Origin of the sequence: Hyalangium sp. (genome assembly GCF_045802625.1) — a bacterium.
Taxonomy (GTDB): domain Bacteria; phylum Myxococcota; class Myxococcia; order Myxococcales; family Myxococcaceae; genus Hyalangium.
In genome coordinates this window covers 92,048-115,640 of sequence record NZ_JBJMQP010000124.1, presented here as the reverse complement: position 1 = coordinate 115,640, position 23,593 = coordinate 92,048, and the positions used below count along the sequence as shown (strand labels likewise).

The 23,593-nt window shown below is 71.5% G+C and carries 14 protein-coding genes; 3 read left to right on the top strand and 11 right to left on the bottom strand.

The features are described from left to right. Positions 1–5: 5 nt before the first annotated feature. Positions 6–1,448, top strand: a complete 1,443-nt coding sequence (locus ACJ8AT_RS23765) for an ELWxxDGT repeat protein (protein ID WP_407740115.1) — start codon at positions 6–8, stop codon at positions 1,446–1,448. Between the two features lie 7 nt (positions 1,449–1,455). On the opposite strand, the gene ACJ8AT_RS23760 is transcribed toward ACJ8AT_RS23765, so the two are convergent. Beyond that, on the bottom strand, positions 1,456–2,022 hold the full coding sequence (locus ACJ8AT_RS23760; protein ID WP_407740114.1) for a Uma2 family endonuclease: 567 nt from the start codon (positions 2,020–2,022) through the stop codon (positions 1,456–1,458). Between the two features lie 253 nt (positions 2,023–2,275). Between ACJ8AT_RS23760 and ACJ8AT_RS23755 the strand changes: the two genes are divergently transcribed. Beyond that, on the top strand, positions 2,276–2,563 hold the full coding sequence (locus ACJ8AT_RS23755; protein WP_407740113.1) for a hypothetical protein: 288 nt from the start codon (positions 2,276–2,278) through the stop codon (positions 2,561–2,563). Between the two features lie 18 nt (positions 2,564–2,581). Here the strand turns inward: ACJ8AT_RS23755 and ACJ8AT_RS23750 are convergent, their stop codons facing one another. The 7 genes from ACJ8AT_RS23750 to ACJ8AT_RS23720 all read right to left on the bottom strand — a co-directional run bounded on the left by ACJ8AT_RS23750 (position 2,582) and on the right by ACJ8AT_RS23720 (position 17,375). Further along, positions 2,582–3,211, bottom strand: coding sequence for a glutathione S-transferase family protein (locus ACJ8AT_RS23750; RefSeq protein ID WP_407740112.1), 630 nt, complete (start codon positions 3,209–3,211; stop codon positions 2,582–2,584). Between the two features lie 83 nt (positions 3,212–3,294). Next, on the bottom strand, positions 3,295–4,731 hold the full coding sequence (locus ACJ8AT_RS23745; protein WP_407740111.1) for a reverse transcriptase family protein: 1,437 nt from the start codon (positions 4,729–4,731) through the stop codon (positions 3,295–3,297). A gap of 393 nt (positions 4,732–5,124) precedes the next feature. Further along, a complete protein-coding gene (locus ACJ8AT_RS23740) occupies positions 5,125–6,963 on the bottom strand; it encodes an SWIM zinc finger family protein (RefSeq protein WP_407740110.1) in 1,839 nt (612 codons plus the stop codon). Beyond that, the gene (locus ACJ8AT_RS23735; protein WP_407740109.1) at positions 6,960–13,514 is read right to left on the bottom strand and encodes a HEAT repeat domain-containing protein; all 6,555 of its coding nucleotides are present in this window, start codon (positions 13,512–13,514) and stop codon (positions 6,960–6,962) included. Before ACJ8AT_RS23735 ends, ACJ8AT_RS23740 begins: the two co-directional genes overlap by 4 nt. Before the next feature lie 86 nt (positions 13,515–13,600). Then, positions 13,601–15,061, bottom strand: a complete 1,461-nt coding sequence (locus ACJ8AT_RS23730; protein WP_407740108.1) for an MDR family MFS transporter — start codon at positions 15,059–15,061, stop codon at positions 13,601–13,603. 10 nt (positions 15,062–15,071) lie between these two features. Then, a complete protein-coding gene (locus tag ACJ8AT_RS23725; RefSeq protein ID WP_407740107.1) occupies positions 15,072–15,962 on the bottom strand; it encodes a hypothetical protein in 891 nt (296 codons plus the stop codon). 45 nt (positions 15,963–16,007) lie between these two features. After that, on the bottom strand, positions 16,008–17,375 hold the full coding sequence (locus tag ACJ8AT_RS23720) for a TAXI family TRAP transporter solute-binding subunit (RefSeq protein ID WP_407740106.1): 1,368 nt from the start codon (positions 17,373–17,375) through the stop codon (positions 16,008–16,010). A gap of 184 nt (positions 17,376–17,559) precedes the next feature. Between ACJ8AT_RS23720 and ACJ8AT_RS23715 the strand changes: the two genes are divergently transcribed. Beyond that, complete coding sequence (locus tag ACJ8AT_RS23715) at positions 17,560–18,639, top strand: hypothetical protein (RefSeq protein WP_407740105.1); 1,080 nt, start codon at positions 17,560–17,562, stop codon at positions 18,637–18,639. A gap of 22 nt (positions 18,640–18,661) precedes the next feature. Here ACJ8AT_RS23715 and ACJ8AT_RS23710 read toward each other — a convergent pair whose 3' ends face one another. From ACJ8AT_RS23710 to ACJ8AT_RS23700, 3 genes are all read right to left on the bottom strand, one after another. Beyond that, positions 18,662–19,483: an SH3 domain-containing protein gene (locus tag ACJ8AT_RS23710; RefSeq protein WP_407740104.1), complete on the bottom strand. Its 822-nt coding sequence runs from the start codon at positions 19,481–19,483 to the stop codon at positions 18,662–18,664. Positions 19,484–19,635: 152 nt separating this feature from the next. Continuing rightward, the gene (locus tag ACJ8AT_RS23705) at positions 19,636–22,365 is read right to left on the bottom strand and encodes a hypothetical protein (RefSeq protein WP_407740103.1); all 2,730 of its coding nucleotides are present in this window, start codon (positions 22,363–22,365) and stop codon (positions 19,636–19,638) included. Between the two features lie 23 nt (positions 22,366–22,388). Next, entirely contained in the window at positions 22,389–23,498 is a 1,110-nt protein-coding gene (locus tag ACJ8AT_RS23700; RefSeq protein ID WP_407740102.1) for a LamG-like jellyroll fold domain-containing protein, read from the bottom strand. Positions 23,499–23,593 lie beyond the last annotated feature (95 nt).

Sequence of the window (23,593 nt, the reverse complement as noted above, 5' to 3'; positions counted from 1 at the left end):
GTCTGATGGATATCCGCCGTTTGTTCGTACTCGCGGCCCTCTTGGGCACCGCCTGTGGCTCTCCCCCGGATTCCCCCTCCACCCGGGACACCTCGGCCCGCAGGCTGTGCAACACCACGGCCTTTCTCGGGGCGGACATCAGCCCGGGCCCGAGGGACTCGAAGCCCCGTGAGCTCGTCTCTGTCGCGGGCGCGCTCTTCTTCACCGCGGATGACGGAGTGCACGGGCGTGAGCTCTGGAGGAGCAGCGGCCCCGGCGAGGCTGGCGCCTCCCTGGTGAAGGACATCCGGCCGGGTGTGGCCACCTCGAGCCCGCGCTCTCTCACCGTGGCGAGGGACAAGCTCTTCTTCACCGCGGACGACGCGGTGCATGGACGCGAGCTGTGGGTCAGCGATGGCTCGGCCCAAGGCACGGTGATGGTGAGGGACCTCTGGCCGGGAGCGCTCGGCTCGGCGCCGGAGGAGCTCCTCGCCGTCGGGGAGGTCGTCTACTTCGCCGCGGAGGATGGGGTGCACGGCAACGAGCTGTGGCGCAGCGATGGCACGCCGGATGGGACCTTCCTCGTCGAGGATCTCTACCCGGGAGAGGAGCTCTCCGCGCCGGGCCGTCCCGGCAGCTCCAACCCGAGGCGGCTGAGCCGGGCCGGTGATGCGTTCTACTTCGTCGCCAACGAGGGGCGCTCCGTCCACCTCTGGCGCAGCCTGGGCGCCCCCGGCGCCACCCGTGTCTTCTCCGCTCCCCAGGAGCACTTCCTCTTCTCGCTCACCGCGGTGGGCTCCCGCCTCTTCTTCCTCGTCGACGGCAATGAAGGCGAGGCCAGCCTGTGGACGAGCCAGGGTACGCCCGCGGAGAAGCTGCGCTCCTTCCCTGGGCTCTACCCGCATGACCTGACGGCGCTCGGCAACACGCTCTTCTTCAGCGCCGGGGCAGGCAAGGACGGGAGGCCAGGAGATCCGCTCGGCGAGGAGCTGTGGAGCAGCGACGGCACGGCCCGGGGCACGGCGAGGGTGAAGGACCTGCGGAGCGGTGCGGCGGGCTCGGCGCCCGGCTCATTCGCGGTGCTGGGGGGGCGGCTCTACTTCATCGCGGACGATGGCATCCACGGGCGCGAGCTGTGGAGCAGCGATGGCACGGCCCAGGGTACCGTGTTGCTCCAGGAGCTGGGGCCGGGCGCTCCGGGCGCATCGCCTCGGGAGCTGGCGGCCCTGTCCGGCAGGCTGTTCTTCTCGGCGGAGAGCTCCGAACACGGCCGCGAGTCCTGGATGAGCGATGGCACGGCGGGAGGCGCACTGCCGCTGACGGAGTTCGCTCCAGGAGTGACTGCTTCGGATCCCCACGGGTTCGTCCGCTCGGGCGGGGACATCTTCTTCACCGCCACGGACGCCGCGCACGGCGAGGAGCTGTGGACTCTGCCCATGGGCCGCTGCCTGGGTACTCCACAGGAGTGACGCCAGCTCAGCGCTCCCACAGGAGGCCCAGCTTCAGCTCGAGCGCTTCAAAGGGCTCGGCACGCACCGGGGTGTCATCCAGGTGCGCGCCCAGGCGTGACCAGCGCCCCTCTTCCAGCCGGTAGACCTCCAGCATCTGAAGACGCGGATCCACCAGCCACAGGTGCTTCACACCCTCGCGGGCGTACACCCCCATCTTCCGGGCGCGGTCCAGTCCCTCCGTGGAGGGCGATAGCACCTCGCAGACCCAATCCGGCGCGAGCGAGAACGCGGCGGTATCGGGCAGCTCCGGCATGCGCTCGCGCCTCCACCCCGCGAGGTCCGGCACGAGCGCGTCTTTTCCCAAGTGCAGCTCCGGCTCGATGAGGAGCACCCATCCACCCAGCCCTTCTGTTCCCGAGCTCCTGTCGAAGGGAGCCAGCGCCTGAAACAGTCGGCCACTGGCTCGGGCGTGTTTCGAGGCTGGACGCGGGCTCACATACAGCTCACCGCCGACGATCTCTCCCACGCAGTGGGGCGGGACGCTCTCCAGGTCCTCGAAGGAGGCCTCTCGCCGGGGTGGCGTGTCGCTCATGCCCTCAGAATGCAGCCCTGGTTCCGTTGTCGCAACCGCTCCACCCCCACGCCTCGCCCATGTGCTCGCTCATGGATGCAGCGTACATCCAACCTCTGACATCCTGTGCCGCGCGGCCTCCCTCCTGGGTAGGGTCCGTCCACGGCCTCGGACGTAGCTCCCATGCCCCCTGGCAGGGCATGCGGCCGTACGAGCGGACCACCGGATGACATGCGCGTGGACGGAGCGCACCTTGGAACAGGAGGTGCTCACCATGGCGGATCAACCCATCGAGAGACAGCACCAGCGCGAGCGCGTGCAGGAGCGGGAGCGGCTGCGCCAGCAGGAAGAGAAGGATCTGGAAATAGAGGCCCAGCGTGGGCCCCGGCCTCTGGAAGGCTTCGCGGGAGGCCACACCACGTGGACCGGCCAGCAGGATGACGAGGCCGCCGCGCAGGTGCACGCACGCGACGCCCAGGAGTCATGGCAGGCCAGTGAGCGTCAGGCCCGCCTGGAGCCCGAGCCCCGCGAGGGGGACGAGGACGAAGAGTCCCGGGAGTAGGGACAGGCGCCCCGAGCCTCAGCCCAGCTTCGCGGCGAGCTCCGTGTCCTTCGCGCGTGCTCGCACCACGGCCGGGCGGGCGTTGAAGCGATCGATATACGCTTTGATCTCCGGCAGCTCGGGGATGAGCTTGAAGCCGGTGATCCAGGTCAGCGCCGCGCCCCAGAGCACATCCGCCGCCGTGAAGGTGCTGCCCAGGAACCAGGGACCCTTGGAGAGCTGCTTCGTCACCAGCCCGAGCACCGTGTCGAAGTCGCCATAGGCGGAGCGCGAGGCGGGGATGGGCTCGCGGTTCGCGGAGCGATCCAGCATCGCCGGCTCGAAGCACGAGCCGTAGAACACCATCCACCGCAGGTACGGCCCGCGCAGCGGCTCGCCCATGGCCGGGGACAGCCGCGCCTCGGAGTAGAGCTCGGCCAGGTACATGTAGACGGCGGCCTGCTCGGTCACCAGCACATCCCCATGCGTGATGGCCGGGACCTTGCCCATCGGGTTGATGGCCAGATACTCCGGCTTGCGCGTGTCTCCCGTCTTGAAGTTGAGGACGTGCAGCTCGTAGTCGGCGTTGAGCTCCTCGAGGAGAATCCGCACCCCGGCGGAGCGGGACTGCGGATTGTGGAACAGGGTGACGTGGCGGCTGGTGGTCATGGCGGCTCCTTGTGGGGTGCGTTTACGGAGGACGTGGCAGGACGTCAACCCCGGAATCAACCCAGGAAGTCAGCCGCGGCGGCTCAGGGCTGCTCGCCCTTCTCCAGCGCCTCGAGCCGCTGCAGGAAGGCGCGGCCCTTGGCCGGATCCGTCATGTGGATGAAGGCCGCCATGCCCTTGAGCTGAGCCAGCGACTCGCCCTCCTTGCCCGGCTTGCCCTTCTCCCGGTTGTGGATCGCCGCGCGCAGCCTGCGCACCACCTCGCGTGGCACCCGCGCGGCGGGCACTCCCTCGGGGGCCTCGTTCACCACCAGCCCCGTCACCCGCTGCTGTGTGCCCTTGCGCAGCACCCGCGTCTTGTCCGGGTGAAGGGTGAAGCCCTCGGCCTCCAGGATGCTCTTCACCCGCGCCAGCAGCAGCGCCACCGGGGCGTCCGCCTGCGTCTTGCCCTTGGCGCCCTTCGCGCGCCGCCACGAGAACGTCAGGTCATCCGCGTAGCGCGTGTAGATGAAGCCCAGCCGCTTGGCCATCGCCGACACGCGCTTGTCCAGCTTCAGGCACAGCGCGTTCGTCAGCGCCGGAGAGGTGGGCGCTCCCTGCGGCAGCGCCCGCGGCCCCTTGGCCACGTACAGCAGCTTGCCGCGGAACTGAATCTGCTCGCGCGGGGCCTCGGTGGCCAGCAGCGACAGCAGCGTCGCCGCGCTCTCCGGCAGCCCGCCCTTGCGCAGCAGCCCCTTCACCCGCGGCCACGTCACCGAGGGGAAGAAGTCCTTCACGTCCACCTTCACCACCACCTCCGCGCCCCGGTGCGCCAGCGCGTTGGTGAGGATGGAGCGCCCCGCCACGAAGCCGTGCGCCGCCCCGTGCACCGGCAGCCGCTCCACCACGTTCGTCAGCACCCAGCGCTGCGCCGCCTTCAGCTCCTTCTTCGGCGCCGTAATGGTCCGCTGCCCGCCGTCCCGCTTGGGGATCTGCCAGCTCACGTAGTGGGTGCCCGTGTCCACCTCGCGGTGGAAGGCGAACCAGCGCAGCCGCGACACCGTGAGTCCGAGCGCCTTCGCCAGCGCCTCCGCCGAGTCCAGCTCCGGCAGGCCGTTGGCCTTCGCCCGCTCCTCGCGGTTGGGCACGTCGAACTTGTCCGGGCCGCCCTGCTCGTCCCAGTGCACCCCCGCGCCCAGGTGATCGACATGCGTGGCCTTCCAGGCCTCCCAGGCCTGGCGCTCCAGCGCGCGGCGCTCGGTGGCCTCCGCCTTCTTCTTCTCCTTCCAGGCCGACTTCTGCTTCTCGGAGAGCTCGTCGAAGTCCACCTCCTCGGCGGCTACTCCCTTGGCCACGAGCTGGGCGCGCACCCACTCTTCGATGCCGCCTGCTTCCTGGATGGCCTTCCACCGCGCCAGGAGCGCCTCGAGCTGCTGGCGGCGGGCCTCGCGCTGCGCGGGCGTGGCGGGCGGGGGCGGCAGGGCGTCAGGGGCGGGCTGCGGCGGCGCGGCGGGGACGTACGACTCCAGCTTGGAAGCCATGGGCAGCTCCTGACGGCGGCGCGGCTGCGGGCGGGGGCAACAGAGCTGCGAGCGATCGAGGGAGGCCCCAAAAGCACCACCTGCTCACCTGGGGCACGGTAGCCTCACCGGCTCTCCCCTCCGGCCATCACTAGCTGGGATGGAGAAACGGCGGTTGCGTCGTTGGCTCAGCTCTCCGTCCCAGCTAGTGATGGCCGGAGGGAAGAGAGCCAAGAACAGGCTACCTTGCGGAGAGTGTCCTGCATTGCATCCAGAGCGGCGCAGCGCCGCTCCCGCGCTCGAGGCGCTGAGGCTGATGAGTTGGGACCTCTCTCGATCGTTCGCGTTGTGGAAGCTCGCTCTGTCGCACCCGCCTTTCTGGACGTGAAGCAAACACCCGGACAGTCCGGTTTTCTACACCAGCTGTGAGGCTGCGTCGATATAGCCCTCGGAGGCCAGCGACTCCAGGCGCGAGAAATAGGCCGCGCGCGCCTCGGCATCCGTGTCGAACCAGAGCTTCTGCCGGCGCGGCTCGCCCAGGCGCGGGCCCCACTCCACCGCCACCAGCTTGCCATCCAGCGAGACGCGGTACACCTGCTCCTTGCCGGAGGCCTCGCGCCGCACGTACGAGCGCGTCTCCGCGCGGATGAGCTTGCGGCCCTCCGGGGTTTGACGCAGCGCTTCTTCCGCCGCGCGCTGCCGGGCGTAGGCCAGCCGCAGCGCCAGCATGTGCTCGCACGGGCCCTCGCGCATCCCCGAGCGCCGGAAGTGCGGACAGCCGCAGCTGGCCTCCTTCACGCGGCCTTCCAAGTCGATCGTGAAGGCGGGGAAGAAGCTGCGCACGGCCTCGCGATCCACCACCTCGCCGTGGATGCGGGTGCCCTCGCCCACCACCTCGTGCACCTTGGTGACTTTGACTTCCCCGGCTCCCGGCCCGCTGTCTCCCAGCAGCCGGTGGGCGCGCGCCTCGAGCTCGGTGCCGAAGCGGATGGAGGCCTCGTCCACCGGCGTGGGCATCAGCTCGCGGGGCCGGTAGGTGCCTCGGGCGACGTCATAGAGGATGCGCCCGCGCAGGCACTCGAGCTGCAGCGCCGCGCGCACCGCGTCCTTCGGTGCTCCCGAGGTGGCCACCAGCGTCTCGAAGGAGAGCGGGCCGTCCGAGCGCAGCCGCTGGCGCAGCTTCTCCGAGAGCCCCTCCGGCACGGCGCGCGGCATCAGCACATCGAAGGCCGCGGCGCTGGACCAGCCGCTCTCCGTCCAGCCCGTGAGCGCCAGCGTGAGCGTGGCCGGGCCCATGTCCACCACCCAGAACACCGGCAGGCCGGGGCCGAGCAGCTGCACCCGGACGCTCTGCGCGTGGGGCAGCAGCCGGGCCAGGGCGACCAGGCGCTGGCGTCCAAACGTCCGCACCACCGCCGGGGCCGAGCCCGTGTACACGGAGCCGTGGCTCTCCAGCACCAGCTCCCACGGCTCCAGCACCAGCCGCGGCGGGGCTCCGGGCACCAGCTCGAACCGGAGCGCGCGGGGGGCCTTCTTCGCCTTCCGGGTGCGCAGCGCGAACAGCAGGTTGTACAGATCGATGGGCGCCAGCGTGCACGTGTTCGCTGGCAGCGTGGCGGCTGACTGCACCTGGAGGAAGCCTCGCAGCCAGGCGTGAGGCACCTCCACGTTGCGCGGGGCGCGGGCCTCTTTCGAGGGCAGCGCCACGTGCGCCTCCAGCGAGAGCGGCACGTAGGTGCGCAGCCGGTCCACCTTGTTCATCAGCTCCGCGGGCACGTCCAGGAAGGTGGAGCCGTGCGCCGCCTCGCGCCCGTCGAACAGCCCGTTGTCGAAGGCCAGGCGCGCGTAGGCGCTCTCGTCGCGGGAGAACACCTCCAGGGACACTTGATCCGGATCCACCGTGAGCACCGGATCCAACACCGTGTCCTTCTGCTCCTCGGTCTGGAGCGAGGCATCCAGGAACGCCTTCTGCGCCTCCCAGATCTGCGCGGTGGCGCGCTTGCCCTGCTTCATCAGGTAGGCGAGGTACGCGGTGCGATCCTTGCCTCGGTAGCGCAAGTCGCTGGCGAGCACGCCGAGCGCGGCGGCCAGCGCGTCTCGGAAGAGGGCGGGCTCGCGCACCCGGCCGCGGAGGCCCACGGTGCCACGGGAGCCCTCCAGGGCCAGCAGCACGCGAGAGGTGTCCGGGCGGGCCTCCACGTCGCTCGCGGTGGCATAGCGCAGCTCGACGGGGTGGCGGGTTGCGGTCGTCACGACGGGGTTCCTCCCTTCCGGGCGCGCTCGGCGGCCCGGCGTGCACGTTTGTGGGCGCGGTAGGCCGCCTTGCGCAGCTCCACCGACTGGCTCTTGTCGAAGGCCTGGGCGCGCAGCAGCTCCGCGGCGTCATCGCCGCCCATGCGGCCCAGCGCGGCCATGGCGTCCTGCTTCACCTCGGGCGCGCCGCCGGTGGCCAGCGGGCGCAGGGGCTCGAGCTGGTGCGCGGCGATCATCGCGGGCAGCGCGACGCGGCGGCCCTCGGAGGAGCTGAGCGACTTCGAGTCTCGCAGCCCCGCGCCCATGGGGCCCACGGCCACGGGATCGAACGGCTTCACCGTCAGCGCCCAGTCGGAGCGCTCCGGAGCCAGCCGGGCCAGGGAGTCCGCGGCGGCCTCCCGCACTCCAGTGTCCGGATCCGCGAGCGCGGCGCGGAGGGCCTCGGCCGCGGAGGTGCGCTCCTTGGGCGTGGAGAGCACAGGCTTGGCTCCCTGTGCCGCCGTGCCCAGGTGGCCCAGCGCGCGAGCCGCCTCCTGGCGCACCTCCGCCGGAGCTCCCGCCTCTCCACCCTGGAGGATGGTGCGAGCCCCCGTCGCCAGCTCCGCGACGCCCAGCCGTGAGCCCGCCCACAGCAGTCGATCCCACGCGCGGGCCAGCGGGGGCCGCTTCGGGCCGGGCGCCGAGGCCCACTCGGAGGAGGTACGCCGCTCGGCCTTCACCACCGCCGAGGAGAGCTTGGCCAGCTCCGTGTCAGACAGCGGCGTGCGAGGCTCGCCCGTCCACGTGCCGATGACGAGGGCGGCCTCCTCGCGGGCCTGAGGCAGCTCGTGCGCCAGCAGCGCGGTGAGCTCCGGGATGGGCAGGGCGCCGCGGCGTGCGAGGCCCCGGCGGAGCCTCTGCCGCAGCGGCTCTTCCTTCAGCGTGGCCAGCCGGGGGACGAGCTGCGTGGGGTCGGCCTCCTCGGCGAGGTACGTCGCGGCCGGCTCGGAGATGTCCGGGTACGGGCTCGCCACGGCGAGGAACTCCACTCGCACCCGATCCTTCGGGAAGAGCACGTCGAGCGCCTTGCGAGCCTCCTTGCGCAGCTCGTCGTCCTCCGAGCCGAGCACCGAGGCCAGGGCGGGCTCGGCCGCCACGTCTCCCAGCTTGCCCAGCTCCGTCGCGGCGGTGAGGCGCACCAGGCTCTCGGTGTCTTCATCGGCGAGCAGCGCTTCGAGCTTCACCCGCGCCCGCTCGCCGCCGATGTACCGCAGGCCCCGAACGCCGGCCTGCTGCTGCTCGTAGGAGCCCGTGTCCAGCGCGGCGGACTCCACCTTCTCCTCGATGCGCCTGCGATCCTCGCCCTCGGGGAGCTTCGCGGCCAGCCGGCCCAGGCCCTCGAGGGCGGCCACCACCATGCTCGGCTCGGCGGGGGCCTCGGGGGTTCCTCCCGCGGCCACCGTCTCCAGCTCACTCAGTGCCCGGGCGTCTCCCAGCGTGCCGAGCGCCAGCAGGGCCCGCTCGCGCTCTCCCACCTCACCGGCGCGCACATAGAGCAGCAGCGGGCGCAGCGCGCTCGGGAGCTTCTTGGAGGCCGCGGCCTCGGCGGCGGGCAGCATCAGCTCGCGAGCCCCGGCGCGGAGCACCTCTTCGATGGGCTCCACCTTCGCGCCCTGGTGCACCACGCGCAGTGCGTAGCGAGCCACCGCCTCGCGGCGCACCGTCACGTCTCGATCCGTGAAGAGGCTCAGGAGCAGCGCGTCCTGGCCCGCGTCGGCGCCGTGCTCCAGCTCGCGCGGGACGGCCTGCCGCACCGCCACGTCCGAGGAGCGCGCGGCCGAGCGGAGGAAGCGCACCGCCAGCGCCGCGTCCCGCAGCTTCATGTCGCGGGTGCCATCCGGCAACAGCTTCACGTTCCGGTCCGCTACCGCCATGGTGGCGGTGATGCAGGCCAGGCGCACGCTGGGCGCTTCATCCTCCAGCACCTGCCGGGCCAGCACGTCCACCGCATCCGGGTGCAGGGTGCGGCCCAGGGCGCTCACGAGGTTGTTGCGCTCATCCAGGCTCGTCGAGGTGCGCAGCCGGCCCGCGAGCGCGGCCACCGCGGCGGGAGAGGCCAGCCGAGCCAGGGCCTCCATCGCGCGCCTGGCATTGGCCGCGTTCTCCGAGCGCAGGAAGGTGCCCAGCACCTCCACGGCCCGATCGTCCTTGCGCCAGGCGAGCAGCTCCGAGGCGCGCAGCCGCAGGTCCTCGTGCTCGCTGGCCATGGCACGGCCGAGCGCCTCGGTGACGCGCGAGTCGTTGGCGCCGGACAGCCGCTCGATGACGCCGATGCGCAGATCCGAGTGCTCACTGGAGAGCGCGGCCAGCAGCGGCTCGAGGCTCCCGGCGGGGCTGAGCTTCTCCAGCAGCTCGAAGGCGTACTTGCGCACGTCCGGCAGCGGCGAGTTGAGCGCGGCGGTGATGCGAGGCCGGGCGGCATCTCCGCGCGAGGCCAGCTCGTCCAGCGCCGCGCGAGCCACATCCTGCGCGAGCGAGGCCAGCGCCAGCGCCAGCGGTTCATCCGAGCCCGCGGGGTAAAGCTCCTTGAGGCCCGCCAGGGCCGCCTTGCGCACGAGCTGGTGTGGATCCTCCAGCGCGCGCAGGAGCGCGGCCACGGCGGCGGGTTGTCCGGCGAAGCCCTCCTGGGTGAGCTTCACCACGCGATCCACGGCATCGCGGCGCACGCGGTGGCCCTCGTCATCTCCGGCGGACACCTGCCGCAGCAGGCCGACATAAGCGCCGAAGGCCAGACGGCGCAGGTGCTGACGCTCGGCGGAGGCGAGCGCCTCGGGGGAAAGCGTGGCCTCCTTGCCGGTGGAGAACAGCCGCCGCAGCCAGCTCTTGGCGGGCTTCTCCGCCTCGGGGCGAGGCTTGGGCGTGGTCTCCGGCTTCCACGGCTGCTCCAGCGAGCGCGGGCGCGCGACCTTCTGGGCCTCGCGGAAGTAGTCCAGCGGCTTCTGGCGCAGGTTGAGCACCTGGGCGGCGGCGTAGCGCTGCTCGGAGACGTCGCTGGCGAGCGCCTCGGCCAGCCCCACCATGCGGCGGGCGCGCTCGTCCTCGGCGGGCCACTCCTTCATGTCGCCGGCCTTCTCCGGCTTGGGCGGCAGCAGCACTTCGACCAGATGGGACTGATACGCCTCGGGGTCGGCCCGCAGCTCCAGGGCGCGAGCGGCGGCGTAGCGCACCTCGGGCCGGGCGCTGGAGAGGGCGCTGGTGAGCAGATCCGGCGGCTCGCCCCGACGCGAGGCGCGCAAGTCTCTGGCGAGGATGATGGCGAATACCATCTCCTGCACCTCGCGGGCGCGATCCTCCAGGCCATGGAGCATGCCGCCCTCGCCCTCGGCGCCGAGCGCGGCGAAGGAGAGGATGGCTCCCAGGCGGATGGGGAGGTGATCATGCCGCAGCGTGCCGGTGAGCACGGGCAGGGCGCGCGCATCCCCCAGGCGCGAGAGGCCATCCGCGGCCCAGGAGCGCACCGCCACATCCGCGTGGCCGAGCGCATCCAACAGATAACCCTCGTCTCCACGGCGGCAGGCGGTGGCGAGGCCTCGGCCGCCCTGCTCGCGCACCTCGGCCAGCTCATGCTTGAGCTCCGTGGTGGAGTAGAAGGAGAGCAGCCGGCGAGAGCCCAGCGTGGCCAGGGCGCTCGCGGCCCGGGCCCGCAGCGGGTTGAGGAACGCGGGCGGGTAGCGGCGCTCCAGCTCCTTGTCGGTGATGAGGACGCGCATCGGCTCGATGATGTCCTCGGCGCCCCGGGCGGCGAGCAGCTCCGCGGCGCGCACCTTCAGCGGCAGGGCGGCCGAGAGCAGGCCCGCCAGCAGCGGCCCGTTCTCGTTCGGGATGAGCTTGTCCAGCGACTCCAGCGCCTGGAGGTGGACGGTGGGCTCCTCGTCCTGGATGAGCTTGAGCAGCGGCGAGCGCACGGTTTCGGCCGGAGCGTGCACGGCGTTCTTCGCCGCGAGCGTGCGCAGCGAGGCGTGGGCCGTCTCCAGCGCCGCGAGGTGGGGCTCGGGCTTCTCCTTGCCGGCGAGCTTCACCCACGCCTCGTAGGCGGCGGTGGCCACGCCCGCGTCCCGGTCCTGCACGGCCTTCTTCAGCCGCTCGAGCGCCCAGTCCTCCTTGGCGCGCGAGACCAGCTCCTCCACGGCCCGCAGGCGCAGATCCGGGAAGCGGCCCGCCAGCGCGCGATCCAGCGCCTTCTGCGGCTCCTTCTCGTTCCAGGCCCAGAGGGTACGGAAGGCCTCGCCGCGGACCTTGGCGGCCTCGTCCTCCAGTGCGTTGCCGAGCAGCGGCTCCGCGCCTTCCGGACGCTTGCCCTGCGCGCCGATCTTCACCAGCCGGTCGAGGCCCCGGACCCGCACGTCCTCGAAGCCCGAGCGCAGCGCGGCCTCGGCGCTGGAGAGCGGCGCCTCCGTGTCCAGGGCCACCACCGCATCGAGCGCCGAGGACCGGACGTCCGCGTCCGCGTCATCCAGCATCCACACCAGCCGCTCGCGGCCGCGAGGATCCTGCAACGCCTGGAGCGCGGTGGCCGCCTGCCGGCGGATGGAAGCGTCCGGCTCGCGCGAGAGCTGGAGCAAGGCGCCCAGGGCCCGAGCATCTCCAACCTGCGCCAGCCCCCGGGCCCCACGCACCGCCGTGTCCGCCGTACGGCAGGCCATGGCGGCGAGCAGCGGCTCCAGGTCCGGTTCGGAGAGCGCCGCGCCCGGCTGTCCCGAGCCGATGAGCTTCTCGAGCAGCTTGTCGCGGGCGGCGGTGACTTCTGCCTCGGTGGAGAACTTCCCCGCCTGTCCCTCGGCGGACGCGCGCTTCGCCGAGAGCACGGACCTGCGAGCCACATCCCGCACGGCGAGGCGGAAGTCCTCGTCCTTCTTCTCCAGCACCTGGGCCAGGGGCCGGCGCTCCAGCACGCGCACGGTGAAGGCCACGCGGCGCACATCCGCGTCCGCGTCATCCAGCGCGCGAGCCACCAGCGGCTGCAACTGCGCGGCGCCGAGCTGTCCCGCGCTGGCGGCGCGAATGAGCACCTCGACCTTGATGTGGGCGGGGCCACGCTCGAAGGCCGTCTTCAGCGGCTCGGTGCTGCCAGCGGGAGACACCTCGGTGAGGGCATCCAGCGCGGCGAGGCCCACGTTGGCGTCGGTGTCCGTGAGCTTTCCGGAGATGAGCCCCGGCACCAGCGGCGAGGTGCCCGCGAGCTTCGCCAGCCGCCGCAGGCCCAGGATGCGCACGTCCGCGAAGCGGGAGTCGAGCGCGGCGCGCGGAGCGGCCAGCGGGGACTCCTCCAGCGTGGCCAGGGCCTCCAGCGCGGCGGTGCGGACGGTGGGGTGATCATCATCCAGCCGCTCGCGCAGCTTGGAGCGAGCGCCCGTCCGGCCTCGGGCGGCCAGCTCGGAGGCCGCGAGCCTGCGGACTTCGGCATCGCGGTCCGTGGAGAGCACCCCGAGGACGAACTCCAGCGCCTCGGGCTCCTCCAGCGCCACGGCCTCGCGCACGGCGGCCTCGCGCTTGGGGCGGCCTCCGCTCAGGGCCTCGGTGAACGCGTCGAAGCCGTGGTCGTAGTCGACCTGCTCATCGCCCGGCTTGCCATCCGGCTCCACGGTGACGCGGTACACGCGGCGCTCGTCGCCGCCGGTGAAGACGTGGCCCAGCATCTGCTTGGCCTGCCGCGCGTTGGGCGGAGGAGCGAAGGCGAGCGTGTGCAGCGGCTTGCTGCCGCAGTCGAGGGTGCGTGGCTTGCGGCGCTCGTCCAGGCGCCACACCTTCACCTTGCCATCGGCGCCCGCGGTCCAGAACCGGTCGCTCGGCTCTTCGCCGGGCTCGGCGGTGGGCGTGGGCGGGAAGGCGAGCGCGAGCACCGGCCCCGCGTGCCCCGAGTCCTTGTCGCCGCGCACCTCGAACTCGACGGCGCCGACGAGGTACCAGATGCGGATGCGGCCATCATCGCCCGCGGAGGCCAGCCGCCCGTCGCGAGGGGTGAAGGCCAGGGCGCGCACGGGGCCCTCGTGGCCGGCCATGTCCCGGCGCGCGCCAGTGGCCACGGTGAAGGAGCGCACCACGCCGTCATCGCCCGCGCATGCGACGAAGGTGTGGCCCGGATCCACGGCCACGGCCCGCAGTGGCTGCGGAGAGGCCTGCCACTCGTGCACCTTCTTCCCCGAGTCCAGCACCCAGCCGCGCAGGAACCCATCCGCGCCCACCGTATAGAGGCGCTGCGAGTCCGGGCTGAGCGCCACGCCGGTACAGCCGCCGGGGTGAGCGCCCTTCAGCTCGCGCTCCACCTTCCCCTCGCCCAGCGAGCCCACGCGCACGGTGCCGTCCGCCCCAGCGGCCACCCAGCGCTCACCCGCGAGCGCCAGGGCCAGGACGGCGGAGGGCAGCTCCACGCTCCACAGCACCTTGTTGGCGGCGAAGTCGTACGCGGTGAGCCGGCTGGCGGGGGCCACACGGGCACCGCCAGCCAGGAGCACGCGGCCATTGGCCGCGAGAGCGCGCACCTTCTCGATGTTGCCGATCGCGAGGTTGGCCATGACGCTCTAGATTCCTCCGAGTGGAGCCCCTGGTCTAGCACAAGCGCGGGCTCCGGAGGGCCATGAGCGCGAGCCCTTCTCGTGCCTCAGTGCATCAGGGTCTCGCCCGTGCTGGGGCTCGCGGCAGGCATCACCCGAGGGAAGAACAGGCTGAAGCCGAACGCGAGCACCGACGTCGCCGCCATGATCCAGAAGTTGATGGCGAGCCCCTGGGCCAGCGAGCCGCTCAGCTGCCGCAGCACCGCTTCAGCCAGCCCGCGCCCGTGCTCGGGGCCGAGCAGCTCATTGGCCGCGCTCACCGGCACGCGCGGATCCGCCGTCAGCCGCGCCACCAGCACCCCGCCCATCACCCCCACGCCGATGGCTCCGCCGATGGTGCGGAAGAACATGTTGCTGGCGGTGACCACGCCGCGCAGCTCCCAGCCGACGCTCGTCTGCACCGCGATGAGCAGCGCCGTGGCGGTGAACCCCAGCCCGCAGCCGAACAGGCCCATGGCCACCTCCGGGAGCAGCAGCGGCGCGCCCGGCTTGAGCACCAGCGCCATGACCACGTTGGACACGGCCGCCAGCCCCAGCCCTCCCAGGATGAGCGGCCGGAACCCCACCTTCACGATCAACCGCCCGCTGATGAGCGAGCACACCGGCCACCCCACCAGCATGGGGGTGATCATCCCGCCGGCCTGCGTGGGCGTGCCGCCCAGGACTCCTTGGACGAAGAGGGGAACGTAGGTGGTGGCGCCGAACATCGCCGCCGCGAACAGCGCCGAGCACACCGAGGCGATGGCGATGGCCGGCCGCGCGAAGATGGCCGGAGGCATGAGCGGCTCCTTCACCTTGCGCTCGACGAGGACGAAGGCCACCAGCAGCACCGCCGCCAGCATCAGCGGCACCACGGGGTTGCCCTCGCCCTGCGCCCCGAGCAGCAGCGCCACCACTCCCAGGGAGAGCAGCACGGCGCCGCCGATGTCGAGTGAGGGCCGCCTCTTCTCGATGCGCTCGTGGAAGAAGGTGACGAGCAGCACCGCCGCGCCCAGGCCCACCGGGACGTTGATGTAGAAGACCCAGTGCCAGGACAGCCACTTGACGATGAGGCCACCGGCCAGCGGCCCCAGCAGGCCGGACAGGCCCCACACTCCGCTGAAGACACCCTGCACGTTGGCGCGCTCCTCCAGGTTGTAGATGTCGCCAATCACCGTCAGCGTGATGGGCTGCATGGCGCCCGCCCCCAGCCCCTGCAGCGTGCGGAAGGCGATGAGCCACTCCATGGACGGAGACAGGCCGCTGGCCACCGAGCCCACGAGGAACAGGCCGATGCCGAAGAGGAGGACAGGCTTGCGCCCGTAGAGATCCGCCAGCTTGCCGAAGATGGGGACGGTGATGGTGGAGGCCAGCATGTACGCGGTGAAGACCCAGGCGTAGTGCTGGATGCCGCCCAGATCGCTCACCACGGTGGGCATGGCGGTGGAGACGACGGTCATCTCCAGGGCGGCCATGAACAGGCTGAGCGCGAGGGCGACAGTGGTCAGCGGGCGGTGGGTCTGGCGCATGAGCGGGGGCTCAGGGCTCGGCGGCCGAGGCGCTCAGGCGCGATGAGGACTCGGGACGCTCGGGGAGCTCCACCCGCCCCAGGACGACGCTGGAGGAGGAGAGGCTGCTCGGGTTTCCATCGTCCAGGCGCGCGATCAGCACGAGGCTCTTTCCGCTCGGGGACAGGTAGAGGCGATCGACGCTGGGGGTCCACTGTCCGCCCATCGCCGCGATCCACTCCGCGGGGCCCAGGCTGAACTCGCCGAGCGGCAGGGGCCTCTTCCCGGAGCGCAGGCGCACCGTGAAGGTGGCACGAGAGCTCATCGAGCCCTTCGGGTTGTCCTTGGGTTTGACCTTGTACCGCGTCTCCACGCGGCAGGTGACCTCGACGAACTGTTTGGCCCAGGGGCCGGAGGGCAGCGCCAGCCACGTCGTGGAGAGGCTCGTGCCGAGCTTGAAGCGGGGGCTCGGAGTCTTTCCAGGCTTCCGAGGCACGAGCACGGTCGAGCCGACGGCGGTGAGCTCGATTCCCTGCTCCGAGAGCGCCGTCTTCGCCTGAGCGAGCCGGTCGCGCATCGTCTCGGGCGGGGTGCACTGGCCGGTGTCCTGGAGGTGCCAGGTCCCCGTGAACTGGGCCCCATCATGGGACTGGAGCATGAGGCCGCCGCGGAACTTCTTCCCCCGGTGGTCCACGTACCCGGGGCAGTACGGCTCGGGCTCGCTCAGCGCATCGCCAGCCGGGTCGGTCCGGTTGTAGACGCGGACCGCGAACCGCTTCTCGTCCTTCGACCACCCGACGAGCTGAAGGTCGTCGAGCGTGTCCGGGGTGTCACCGAGCCGGGGAGAGGGCTTGCCTCGGGCGAGCGCGGCACTCGAGGCGAGCAGGAGCAGGGCAAGGAGGGAGGAGGAGCGGCGAGACATTGGCGCCAAGAAAGCACGACCGGAGGGCCATGTCTGCGCCCGGGTTCAGCCGGCCTGCTGCGCCCCGAGCTCCTTGTGACTCCCGGACACTTCCGACAGCCGCCGCACGAGCCTCCGGCGCACGACGTCGATGTGCTCGCGGAAGAAGTAGAGGTTCTCGGCGTACGACAGCGGCGTGGGAATGCCGTTCACCGCGTGCTCGGTCTCATCCAGCCGCTTCAGCATGTCCTCGAGCATCTCCCGGTCCGGGTTCTCCTCGAGCTGGAGTTCGATCTCCTTCAGGCGCGCGTACCAGCGGAAGACGCGCCGGCGCACCCGCCACAGGAACAGCGCCGGCACGGCCCGCCCCAGCGGCACCAACACGGCGATGATGGGCACGAACATCACCCAGAGCCGATCCACCAGGTTGGCGGCCCAGAAGGGCAGGTAGCGCTGCAGGAACGGCACTCCCGTCTGGTAGTAGCGGCGGGCCTCGCTGCTGAGCGGGAAGCCGGTCTCTCGTGGCGCGGGGAACTCTCCCAGCCGGTCGAGCAGTCCGGCGCTGCCGTGGACCTCGCTCGCGGTGCGCATGAGCAGGTACGCGAGCGCCGGGTGCAGCGAGTCCCTCGCCACCAGGTTCGCGGTGGGCGCCAGCAGCACCACGTCCTGCCCTGGGATGTCCGCCGCGAGGTTGAACACCCCTCGGGGCAGCACGAGCTTCGACAGGTACGGGAAGCGGCGGGCGTAGGCGTCCGCGCGAGCGAAGCTGAGCAGCCGCACCTCAGGGACCTCGGCGAGCTTGTGGATCGCCGGCGACTCGGCGGGCGCGACGAGGAACGCCGCGTCGATCTGGCCCTGCTTGAGCTGCTCGATGGCCTCGTCCCGCCCGAGCGGCAGCAGCTCCGTGGGCGCCTTGTCCGCGGCGTTGGCTCCCAGCAGCGTGAGGGCCAGCGCCCGAGTCCCGCTCTCGGCGGGGCCGACCGCGATGCGCTTGCCTTTCAGTCCCGCCACATCGTCGATCGGCTCGCCCCGGTAGAAGACCCACAGCGGCACGTACGAGAGGCTGCCGAGCGAGACGATGTGCTCCACCTTCTCTTTCTCTCCGCCGACCGTGCCGCTCTGCACGAATGCCACGTCCACCCCCGCGCTGTCGTCGGCCAGCAGCTGCACGTTGTTGACCGAGCCCTGCGTCGGGTGCAGCTCCAGCGTGATGCCGCTTCGCGCGAGCGCCTCCTGGTATTTGCGCGCGTAGTACCGGAAGCCGCCCTCGTCCGGCGACATCGCGATGACCAGCTTCTTGGGCGGCGCGGGCTTGACGAAGTAGAGCGTCACGGCGAACGCGGCGCTGATGAGGAGCGCCGCGGGGGCGATGGCGATCCACAGGTCGCGCCTCAACGTGCGCCGGAGCTGTTCCCTGAGCGTTTCCTTCTTCATGGCGGGCGCGGAGTATAGACCCTCGCCAGACGAATTCCCGGGGGCGGACGCCACGCCTGCCCGAGTGCCTCACGAGTTCTCCCCCTCCACCGCGTGTGCTCTACTGCGCCGCCTCGACTGGCGTAGCGGAGGCAACGGGATGGCGGTCCGCAGGCGAAGCGCTCTTCTGGGACTCGGAGCGCTGGTGGCAATCGGTGTCGTGCTCTTCCTGTTGCGCTCGGGGCGTGGCGCGAACGCGCCGGTTTCCCAGGGGGGAGGCAGCTCCGGTCAGGCGTCGGCGGTCCCGGGCGCGACAGCCACGACGCCCGCCCGCTCGGGCGCGGGCTCACCGGCGAGCGGGACGCAGGCACAGGCTCCCCAGGGCGCTCCCAAGAAATCGGAGGTGGTGGCCGAGCTGCGCTGGGGCAGCGGCCCCTCCGAGCTCGGGCGCAGCCACCCCCAGGAGGGCAACCCCGAGGCGCCCATGTCCATGGCCGTGGACATCCTGGGCAACACGGTGGTGCTGGATCAGACCAATGGCCGGCTGCTCCGCCTGGATCCCGAGGGCAAGCCCGTGGGCAGCTTCCCCGTGACGCAGCAGGCGCCGCAGGACGTCACCCTGGCCAAGGATGGCTCCGTGGTGGTGCTCGACCGGCTGCGGGACAAGACCGTGGCCATCCTCAACCCGGACACGGGCGCGCCGCGCGGCGAGCTGCGCGTGGAGGGAAAGGGCATTCCCGAAGGGGGGCTCGTGACGGGCGCCTTCGTGGATGGGGACTCGGTCTACGTCGAGCGCGAGCACGGCGCGCTGGTCCGCATCGGCGACACCTCCGGCAACGCTGACCCGGACCGGCCGGAGATCCCCGGCCGCCCCACGCGGGATGGGCGCTCGTATGTGCTGGCCAGCATCACCGACCACAAGAGCGGCCGGGTGCTCCTCAACGCCGTGGATCGCCAGAGCGGCCAGCACCGCTACACGCGCGAGTACCGGCTCGAGTTTCCGGTGATGTCCATCACCCTGCTGGACTCGGATCTCTCCGGAACCCTCTACCTGGGCGTCGCGGGCGAGCTGCCCTCGCTCTCGGCTTCGACGTCCGCGCAGCTGGGCGTCCGCGTCTTCTGCATCGACTCACTCGAGGGCAAGGTGCTGGGGCAGACGGACTTGCCCATCAACACCCTGCCCGAGGAGACCTTCCGCGACTTCGCGGTGCTCGACGAGGGCGGCATCCTCTACCGGCACCTCACCGAGAACGGCGTCACGCTGATGCGGGCGGGCTGCCGCTGAGCCCGCACCGCGGGGGTGGGGCTCAGTAGTGACGGATGCCGTGGTAGGCGGTGGTGGCGGTGCGGGTGTCCTTCACGCAGCCGTACGCGCAGCCCTTGCACTCATGGGCCACCATGCTGCCCCAGCCGTCGCCGGACTCGTAGACGAAGGTGTGGCCGCCGGTGCCGTCGTTGTACACGAGCGCGTCGGCCTTCAGCAGGGCGCCGCGATCAACGGTGAACCACTGGCTGGCGTCCACGTTGAAGTTGGCGGTGCTGTAGGGGTGCGAGTCCACGGTGACGTTGGTGTTGGTGCTGGGCACCTGCCACACCTTGGCGAGGAAGCCCGAGCAGTCCGCGCCGTAGCTGCCGGTGTGGGTGCAGGCGCCGCAGTTGCCCGAGCACGCGCCGGGCGCGCCGTTGGGGTCCCAGGCGCCGTGGCCCCACCAGTACGAGAAGCCCACGCCGCCGCCCGAGGCGCCCAGGGTGCCGCCCTCGGCGCGGGTGATGGCCTCGTTGCGCACGGAGGCCGTCTGAGTCACCACGCTCAGGTAGGTGCCGGAGGCCCAGCCGGTGACGCCGCCCCAGTAGACGTGGTACCAGCCGCCGCTATCGCAGCTCGGGTTGTCCCAGGTGGTGACGGTGGCGGCATTGGGCATGACGGCGACGATGCCGTAGGTCGTCGCCGGCCCGCTGCGCAGGTTGAGGCTGGTGGCGGTGACGGAGAGCGTGGACTTGTAGTTGAGACAGCCGGTGAGCGCGCTGGAGCGGGTGGCCAGCTCATCCGCGCCCTTGAGCTCGACGCTCTCCACGGACTCCGAGCCGCCACAGCCCGCCGCCAGCGCCACGAGGACCAGCCACTTCAAGGAAGAGCTTCTCAGGGGGGTGCCCATGCGGATCTCCATCAAATCAGGGGATTCCGGGCTTATAATGTATTCCCCGCCTGTGCCTAGTGGAATTTCGTGGGATCATCCTTGAGCAAACAGCGCTCGGTCCCCCAGCTCCGCGCAAGCCTCGCTCACAACGGGACGCCGGGGTGGGCCGAGCGCAGTTGCACCAGCGAGGCCAGGCAGCTCTGCCACTCGCCCTTGGCCAGCGAGCCGGTGAACTCGTTGAGCACCGGCGCCACCACTCGGGCGAACGCCGAATCCTCCAGGCCCAAATCCCTCACCAGCTCGATGATGCGGCGCTTGGCGGTGCTCGCCGACAGCCGGCGCTGCACCATGCCCTCGCGGCCCTCCTTGGAGCGGCCCGGCGGCAGCCCGAAGAGCATGCGGCGCAGGAAGGTGCGCAGCGCCTCCACGTTGGCGAAGCGCTCCGAGCCCCCCACCGCCACAGCCTCCGTGGCCCCCGCTGGCTTCCACCCCTCGGGCAGGTGCGTGGGGCGGTGCTTCTCCCAGAGCAGCCGCACGGCGAACAGCCCCACCTCGCGGTCCGCGCTCTCCATCAGCCAGGCCAGCCGCTCGGCCCCGCCCAGCCGCGCGTAGTGCCGGCGGATCAGCTCCACCGCCACCTCGCGCGTGCTGCGCTTGGCGCTCTCGGTGAGGGTGAACACCTTCACCGCGTCCAGCTCCTCGGGCTTGAGCGTGCAGCGCTCGTCCGCGCCGGCCTCCCCGGCGTGCAAGAGCGCGTCGTAGGCCAGGTTGCGCACCTCCTTGGCGTCCGCCTCGGCCAGCTCGTACACGCGCACGTGGTAGCCCCAGGCGCGCAGCTCCGCCCGAGCAATCGCCAGGGCGAACCGGCGCACGTCATCCCGCGTGTCGAACAGGGCCGGCCACAGCCGCTCGGCCGTGTACGCCTTGCGCGGGGCCTTGGGCTTGAGCTGGTAGGACTTGGACTCGGGCTGCTCGGGACCGATGACGGGGTGGTGGCAGCGCAGGTACGTCTGCGCGAACTGGCGCACGGGCGCAGGCTGCTTGGCACCCAAGGCCAGCTCGAAGAGGCGCTCCAGGCCCGCGGCGGCATCCCCGGACTCGCTGAAGTCCGCGGGCGACAGGTTCTCCAGCAGGTAGCGGTGGGCGAACTCGTGCAGCTCGGGGTCCGCGCGCCGCGCCAGGGCCAGCAGCCAGGGCACGGTGAGCTGCCGCGCGGTGAAGAGCTTGCGGTTGCCCAGCAGCGCCAGCGCCACCTCGCGGTACTTCGCGTTGAACACCAGCCCCTTCACCCGCTCCACGTCCAGGCCCGGCAGCGCCTCGGCGCGCATGAGCCACTTCTGGATGGTGTTGCCCAGGCGCGGGTGGATGGCGTTGTCCAGCAGCCAGTCCGCGCCGATGGCGGCGGGCGAGTACGCCCCCAGCGCCTTGAGGGCGAACTGCTCCACGGGGCTGGCGTAGTACGTGGGGAACTTGCCGTGCCGCGCATCCGCGAGCAGCTCCTTGTAGAAGGAGACGGGCAGCTCGGCGGCGGCGTACTTGGACTCGATGTAGCCCTTCACCCACGAGAGCTGCTCGCTGCTCCCGTAGAACATGTCGATGAGGAAGCGGTGGGACAGCTCGGCCCTGTCGAAGGCCTGCTCCAGCGCCTTGGCCGCGAAGCCGTGCGTGGCCTTGAAGGACAGCAGCCGCCCGAGGAAGTCCGCGCCCAGCTCGCGCGGGCTGCGCTTCTCCAGCACGGCGGCGGCGAACGCCGTGGTGTCCGAGAAGCCCGAGGTGAGCAGCTCCGCCAGCCGCTCGGCCGGCAAGTCCTGCGCGTGCGCCCGCGCGTACTCGATGGCGTAGGTGCGCGCCTTGGCGCTGGGAGACACGAGCAGCGCGAGCACCGCCTCGTGCAGCCCGAGCCCGCGCAGCTTGCCCTGGTGGAACTCGGGCGAGCCCTGCAGGGTCTCCACGAGGAACTCATGGGCGCTGGCCAGCGGCCTCCGGGCGAGCCGCTCCAGCCACGCGGGGGTCAGCTGGCCGCGCAGCACCTCGGGGAAGTCCTTGCGCAGGCCCTGGATGGCGAAGCGCGCGGCGGGGTCCGACTGGCAGGTGTCCAGCAGGCGCATGAGCGCGTCCGGCGAGCGCTTCCACGCGTCCGGGAAGGCGCGGTGCTTCACCAGATCCGAGGGCACATCCGTGGTGAAGCCGTAGGGGTTGTACTTGCCGGTGCCGTGGGCGCAGATGTGCATGCCCACCCACGCCTGCCGCCAGCGCGTGTCATTGGAGTAGTGGCGCAGCACCTCGACGGCGAACTGGGGGTAGAGCTCCGGCACGGCGGCGCCCAGGTGCCGCAGGTAGCGCCACGCGCGGCGGCGCAGGTAGATGAGGGTGCCGAGCGACACCTCGCGCGTGGAGTGGGTGTCCTTCTCCACGTCGAAGCGCCAGGCGAGCACGCCGAACAGCTCCGCGTCGTGGCGCTGCTCGGCCAGCTTGTAGATGCGCTTGAGCCCGCCCCACAGGCCGAAGTGGAGCTCCGCGGTGCGCACGAGCTGGAAGAGGGCGGCGCGGCTGGCGTCGGTGTTGCGCTCGTAGAGGGCCACCAGCAGGTCCGCCAGCGCGAAGCGCGGAGGCAGCGGCACATCCTTCTGGGCGAGGAAGCGCTGCCAGGCCTCGTGCGAGGCGGCGCGGCGGTCCTCGGCGCCGTGGCGGGTCTGCGCCTGCCACAGCAGCTGCTTCAGCCCCTGGAAGTTGACGGCGCCCTCGGGCAGCGGCTTCTCGGGAGCCTTCTCCGGCTGGGCCAGGAAGGCGGTGATGGCCTCGGCCAGATCCGGCGCCTCGGCGCGGGCCAGCCGTTGGAGGTCTGCGGTGCTCAGCTCTTCGCTCGGAGCCATACCGCGGGTTTAGCACAACCCATTCACCGGGTGTTCCAGCTCGTATCCCGGAGGACGCCGTGCGCCTGGCTCCTGGAGCGATCCCCGGCGATGGTTCGCTGGCCCTCGCTCAAGGGCCAGGAGCCGACGAGCCCCTCCGCGTCCTCCTTGGGCTCGCGGTGCATGTCCTCGCGAATCTGCTCCGGCGTGCGAGCCACCTTCCACAGGCGCACCTCGGCGATGTCCCCATCGAAGACGCGCTCCCCGCCGCCGCCGCGGGCCCCGATGGCCCAGGGAGCATTGACGGGGAGCACCCCCACGGGATCCGGGTTGGAGGCCAGCTCCTGTCCGTTGCGGTAGAGGCGCCAGCGCGCTCCGTCATAGACGCCCGCAAGGTGCACCCACTTCCCCGTGTCCTCCGCGGGGATGGGCGCGACGGCGAAGTGGTTCATCCCGTCCCAGGAGCCCACCTGATACTGGCCGGAGAAGATGCGCAGGACGAGCTCACCGGGCGGATTCGCGGTGTACCCGTGGGACAGGATGTTGTGGAAGCCGCCCGTGGTCTTCGCGCGGACCCAGGCTTCGATCGTGACGGGGCCGGTGAAGTCGAGCTCGGCGGGCCGGCCGAGATCAACGAAGGAGCCCTGACCATCAAAGGCCAGGGACACCGTGGGCTCGCTCCCCGCGCCACCGGAGCCCTCCCGGTGCCGCAAGGCGAGCCCCGTGGCCACGGCGCCCAGGATGATCAGCAGCACGCCGGCCGTCAGGAAGGCGATCCACATGGGGAACTTCTTGGGGGCGTGCACCACGGGGCGCCGGACCTGGAAGCTGACCGAAGGCCCGGCGGCGAACTCCTCGTCCGGGTTGGCGACGTTCACCACGACCAGGTGGAACGCCTGGCTGCCCGCGGGAGCGCCCGGTGGCGTGGAGACCTTCACCGTGAAGCTCTGGGTGCCATCAGGAGCAAGGTCCCTCTCGGGTTCTCCCGCGAGTGCCAGCCAGCCCCGCTGGAGCTGTCCCTCGGGTTCAATGACAGCGCGAACCCGGACGGGCCGCCCCAGGGCATTGGAGACGGTGAAGGTGAACTCACCCTGGCCCGAGCCATTGAGCTCGACCGAGGGTGCGGATGTGGTGATGGCAAAGCTTCGCGGCATGGTCGGCCCCCGGCAAGGATGGACACGGCGCGTGGGCGATGTGAGCAATGCGTGAAGCCCAGGAGCCTCTCCGCCCCACGGGCAGGAGGGCGGGC

What these genes read in the sequence shown, in the direction of transcription:
- ACJ8AT_RS23765 (WP_407740115.1), top strand. Translation starts at nt 6, where the DNA reads ATGGATATCCGCCGTTTGTTCGTACTCGCGGCCCTCTTGGGCACCGCC.
- ACJ8AT_RS23760 (WP_407740114.1), bottom strand. Translation starts at nt 2,022, where the DNA reads ATGAGCGACACGCCACCCCGGCGAGAGGCCTCCTTCGAGGACCTGGAG.
- ACJ8AT_RS23755 (WP_407740113.1), top strand. Translation starts at nt 2,276, where the DNA reads ATGGCGGATCAACCCATCGAGAGACAGCACCAGCGCGAGCGCGTGCAG.
- ACJ8AT_RS23750 (WP_407740112.1), bottom strand. Translation starts at nt 3,211, where the DNA reads ATGACCACCAGCCGCCACGTCACCCTGTTCCACAATCCGCAGTCCCGC.
- ACJ8AT_RS23745 (WP_407740111.1), bottom strand. Translation starts at nt 4,731, where the DNA reads ATGGCTTCCAAGCTGGAGTCGTACGTCCCCGCCGCGCCGCCGCAGCCC.
- ACJ8AT_RS23735 (WP_407740109.1), bottom strand. Translation starts at nt 13,514, where the DNA reads ATGGCCAACCTCGCGATCGGCAACATCGAGAAGGTGCGCGCTCTCGCG.
- ACJ8AT_RS23730 (WP_407740108.1), bottom strand. Translation starts at nt 15,061, where the DNA reads ATGCGCCAGACCCACCGCCCGCTGACCACTGTCGCCCTCGCGCTCAGC.
- ACJ8AT_RS23725 (WP_407740107.1), bottom strand. Translation starts at nt 15,962, where the DNA reads ATGTCTCGCCGCTCCTCCTCCCTCCTTGCCCTGCTCCTGCTCGCCTCG.
- ACJ8AT_RS23720 (WP_407740106.1), bottom strand. Translation starts at nt 17,375, where the DNA reads ATGAAGAAGGAAACGCTCAGGGAACAGCTCCGGCGCACGTTGAGGCGC.
- ACJ8AT_RS23705 (WP_407740103.1), bottom strand. Translation starts at nt 22,365, where the DNA reads ATGGCTCCGAGCGAAGAGCTGAGCACCGCAGACCTCCAACGGCTGGCC.
- ACJ8AT_RS23700 (WP_407740102.1), bottom strand. Translation starts at nt 23,498, where the DNA reads ATGCCGCGAAGCTTTGCCATCACCACATCCGCACCCTCGGTCGAGCTC.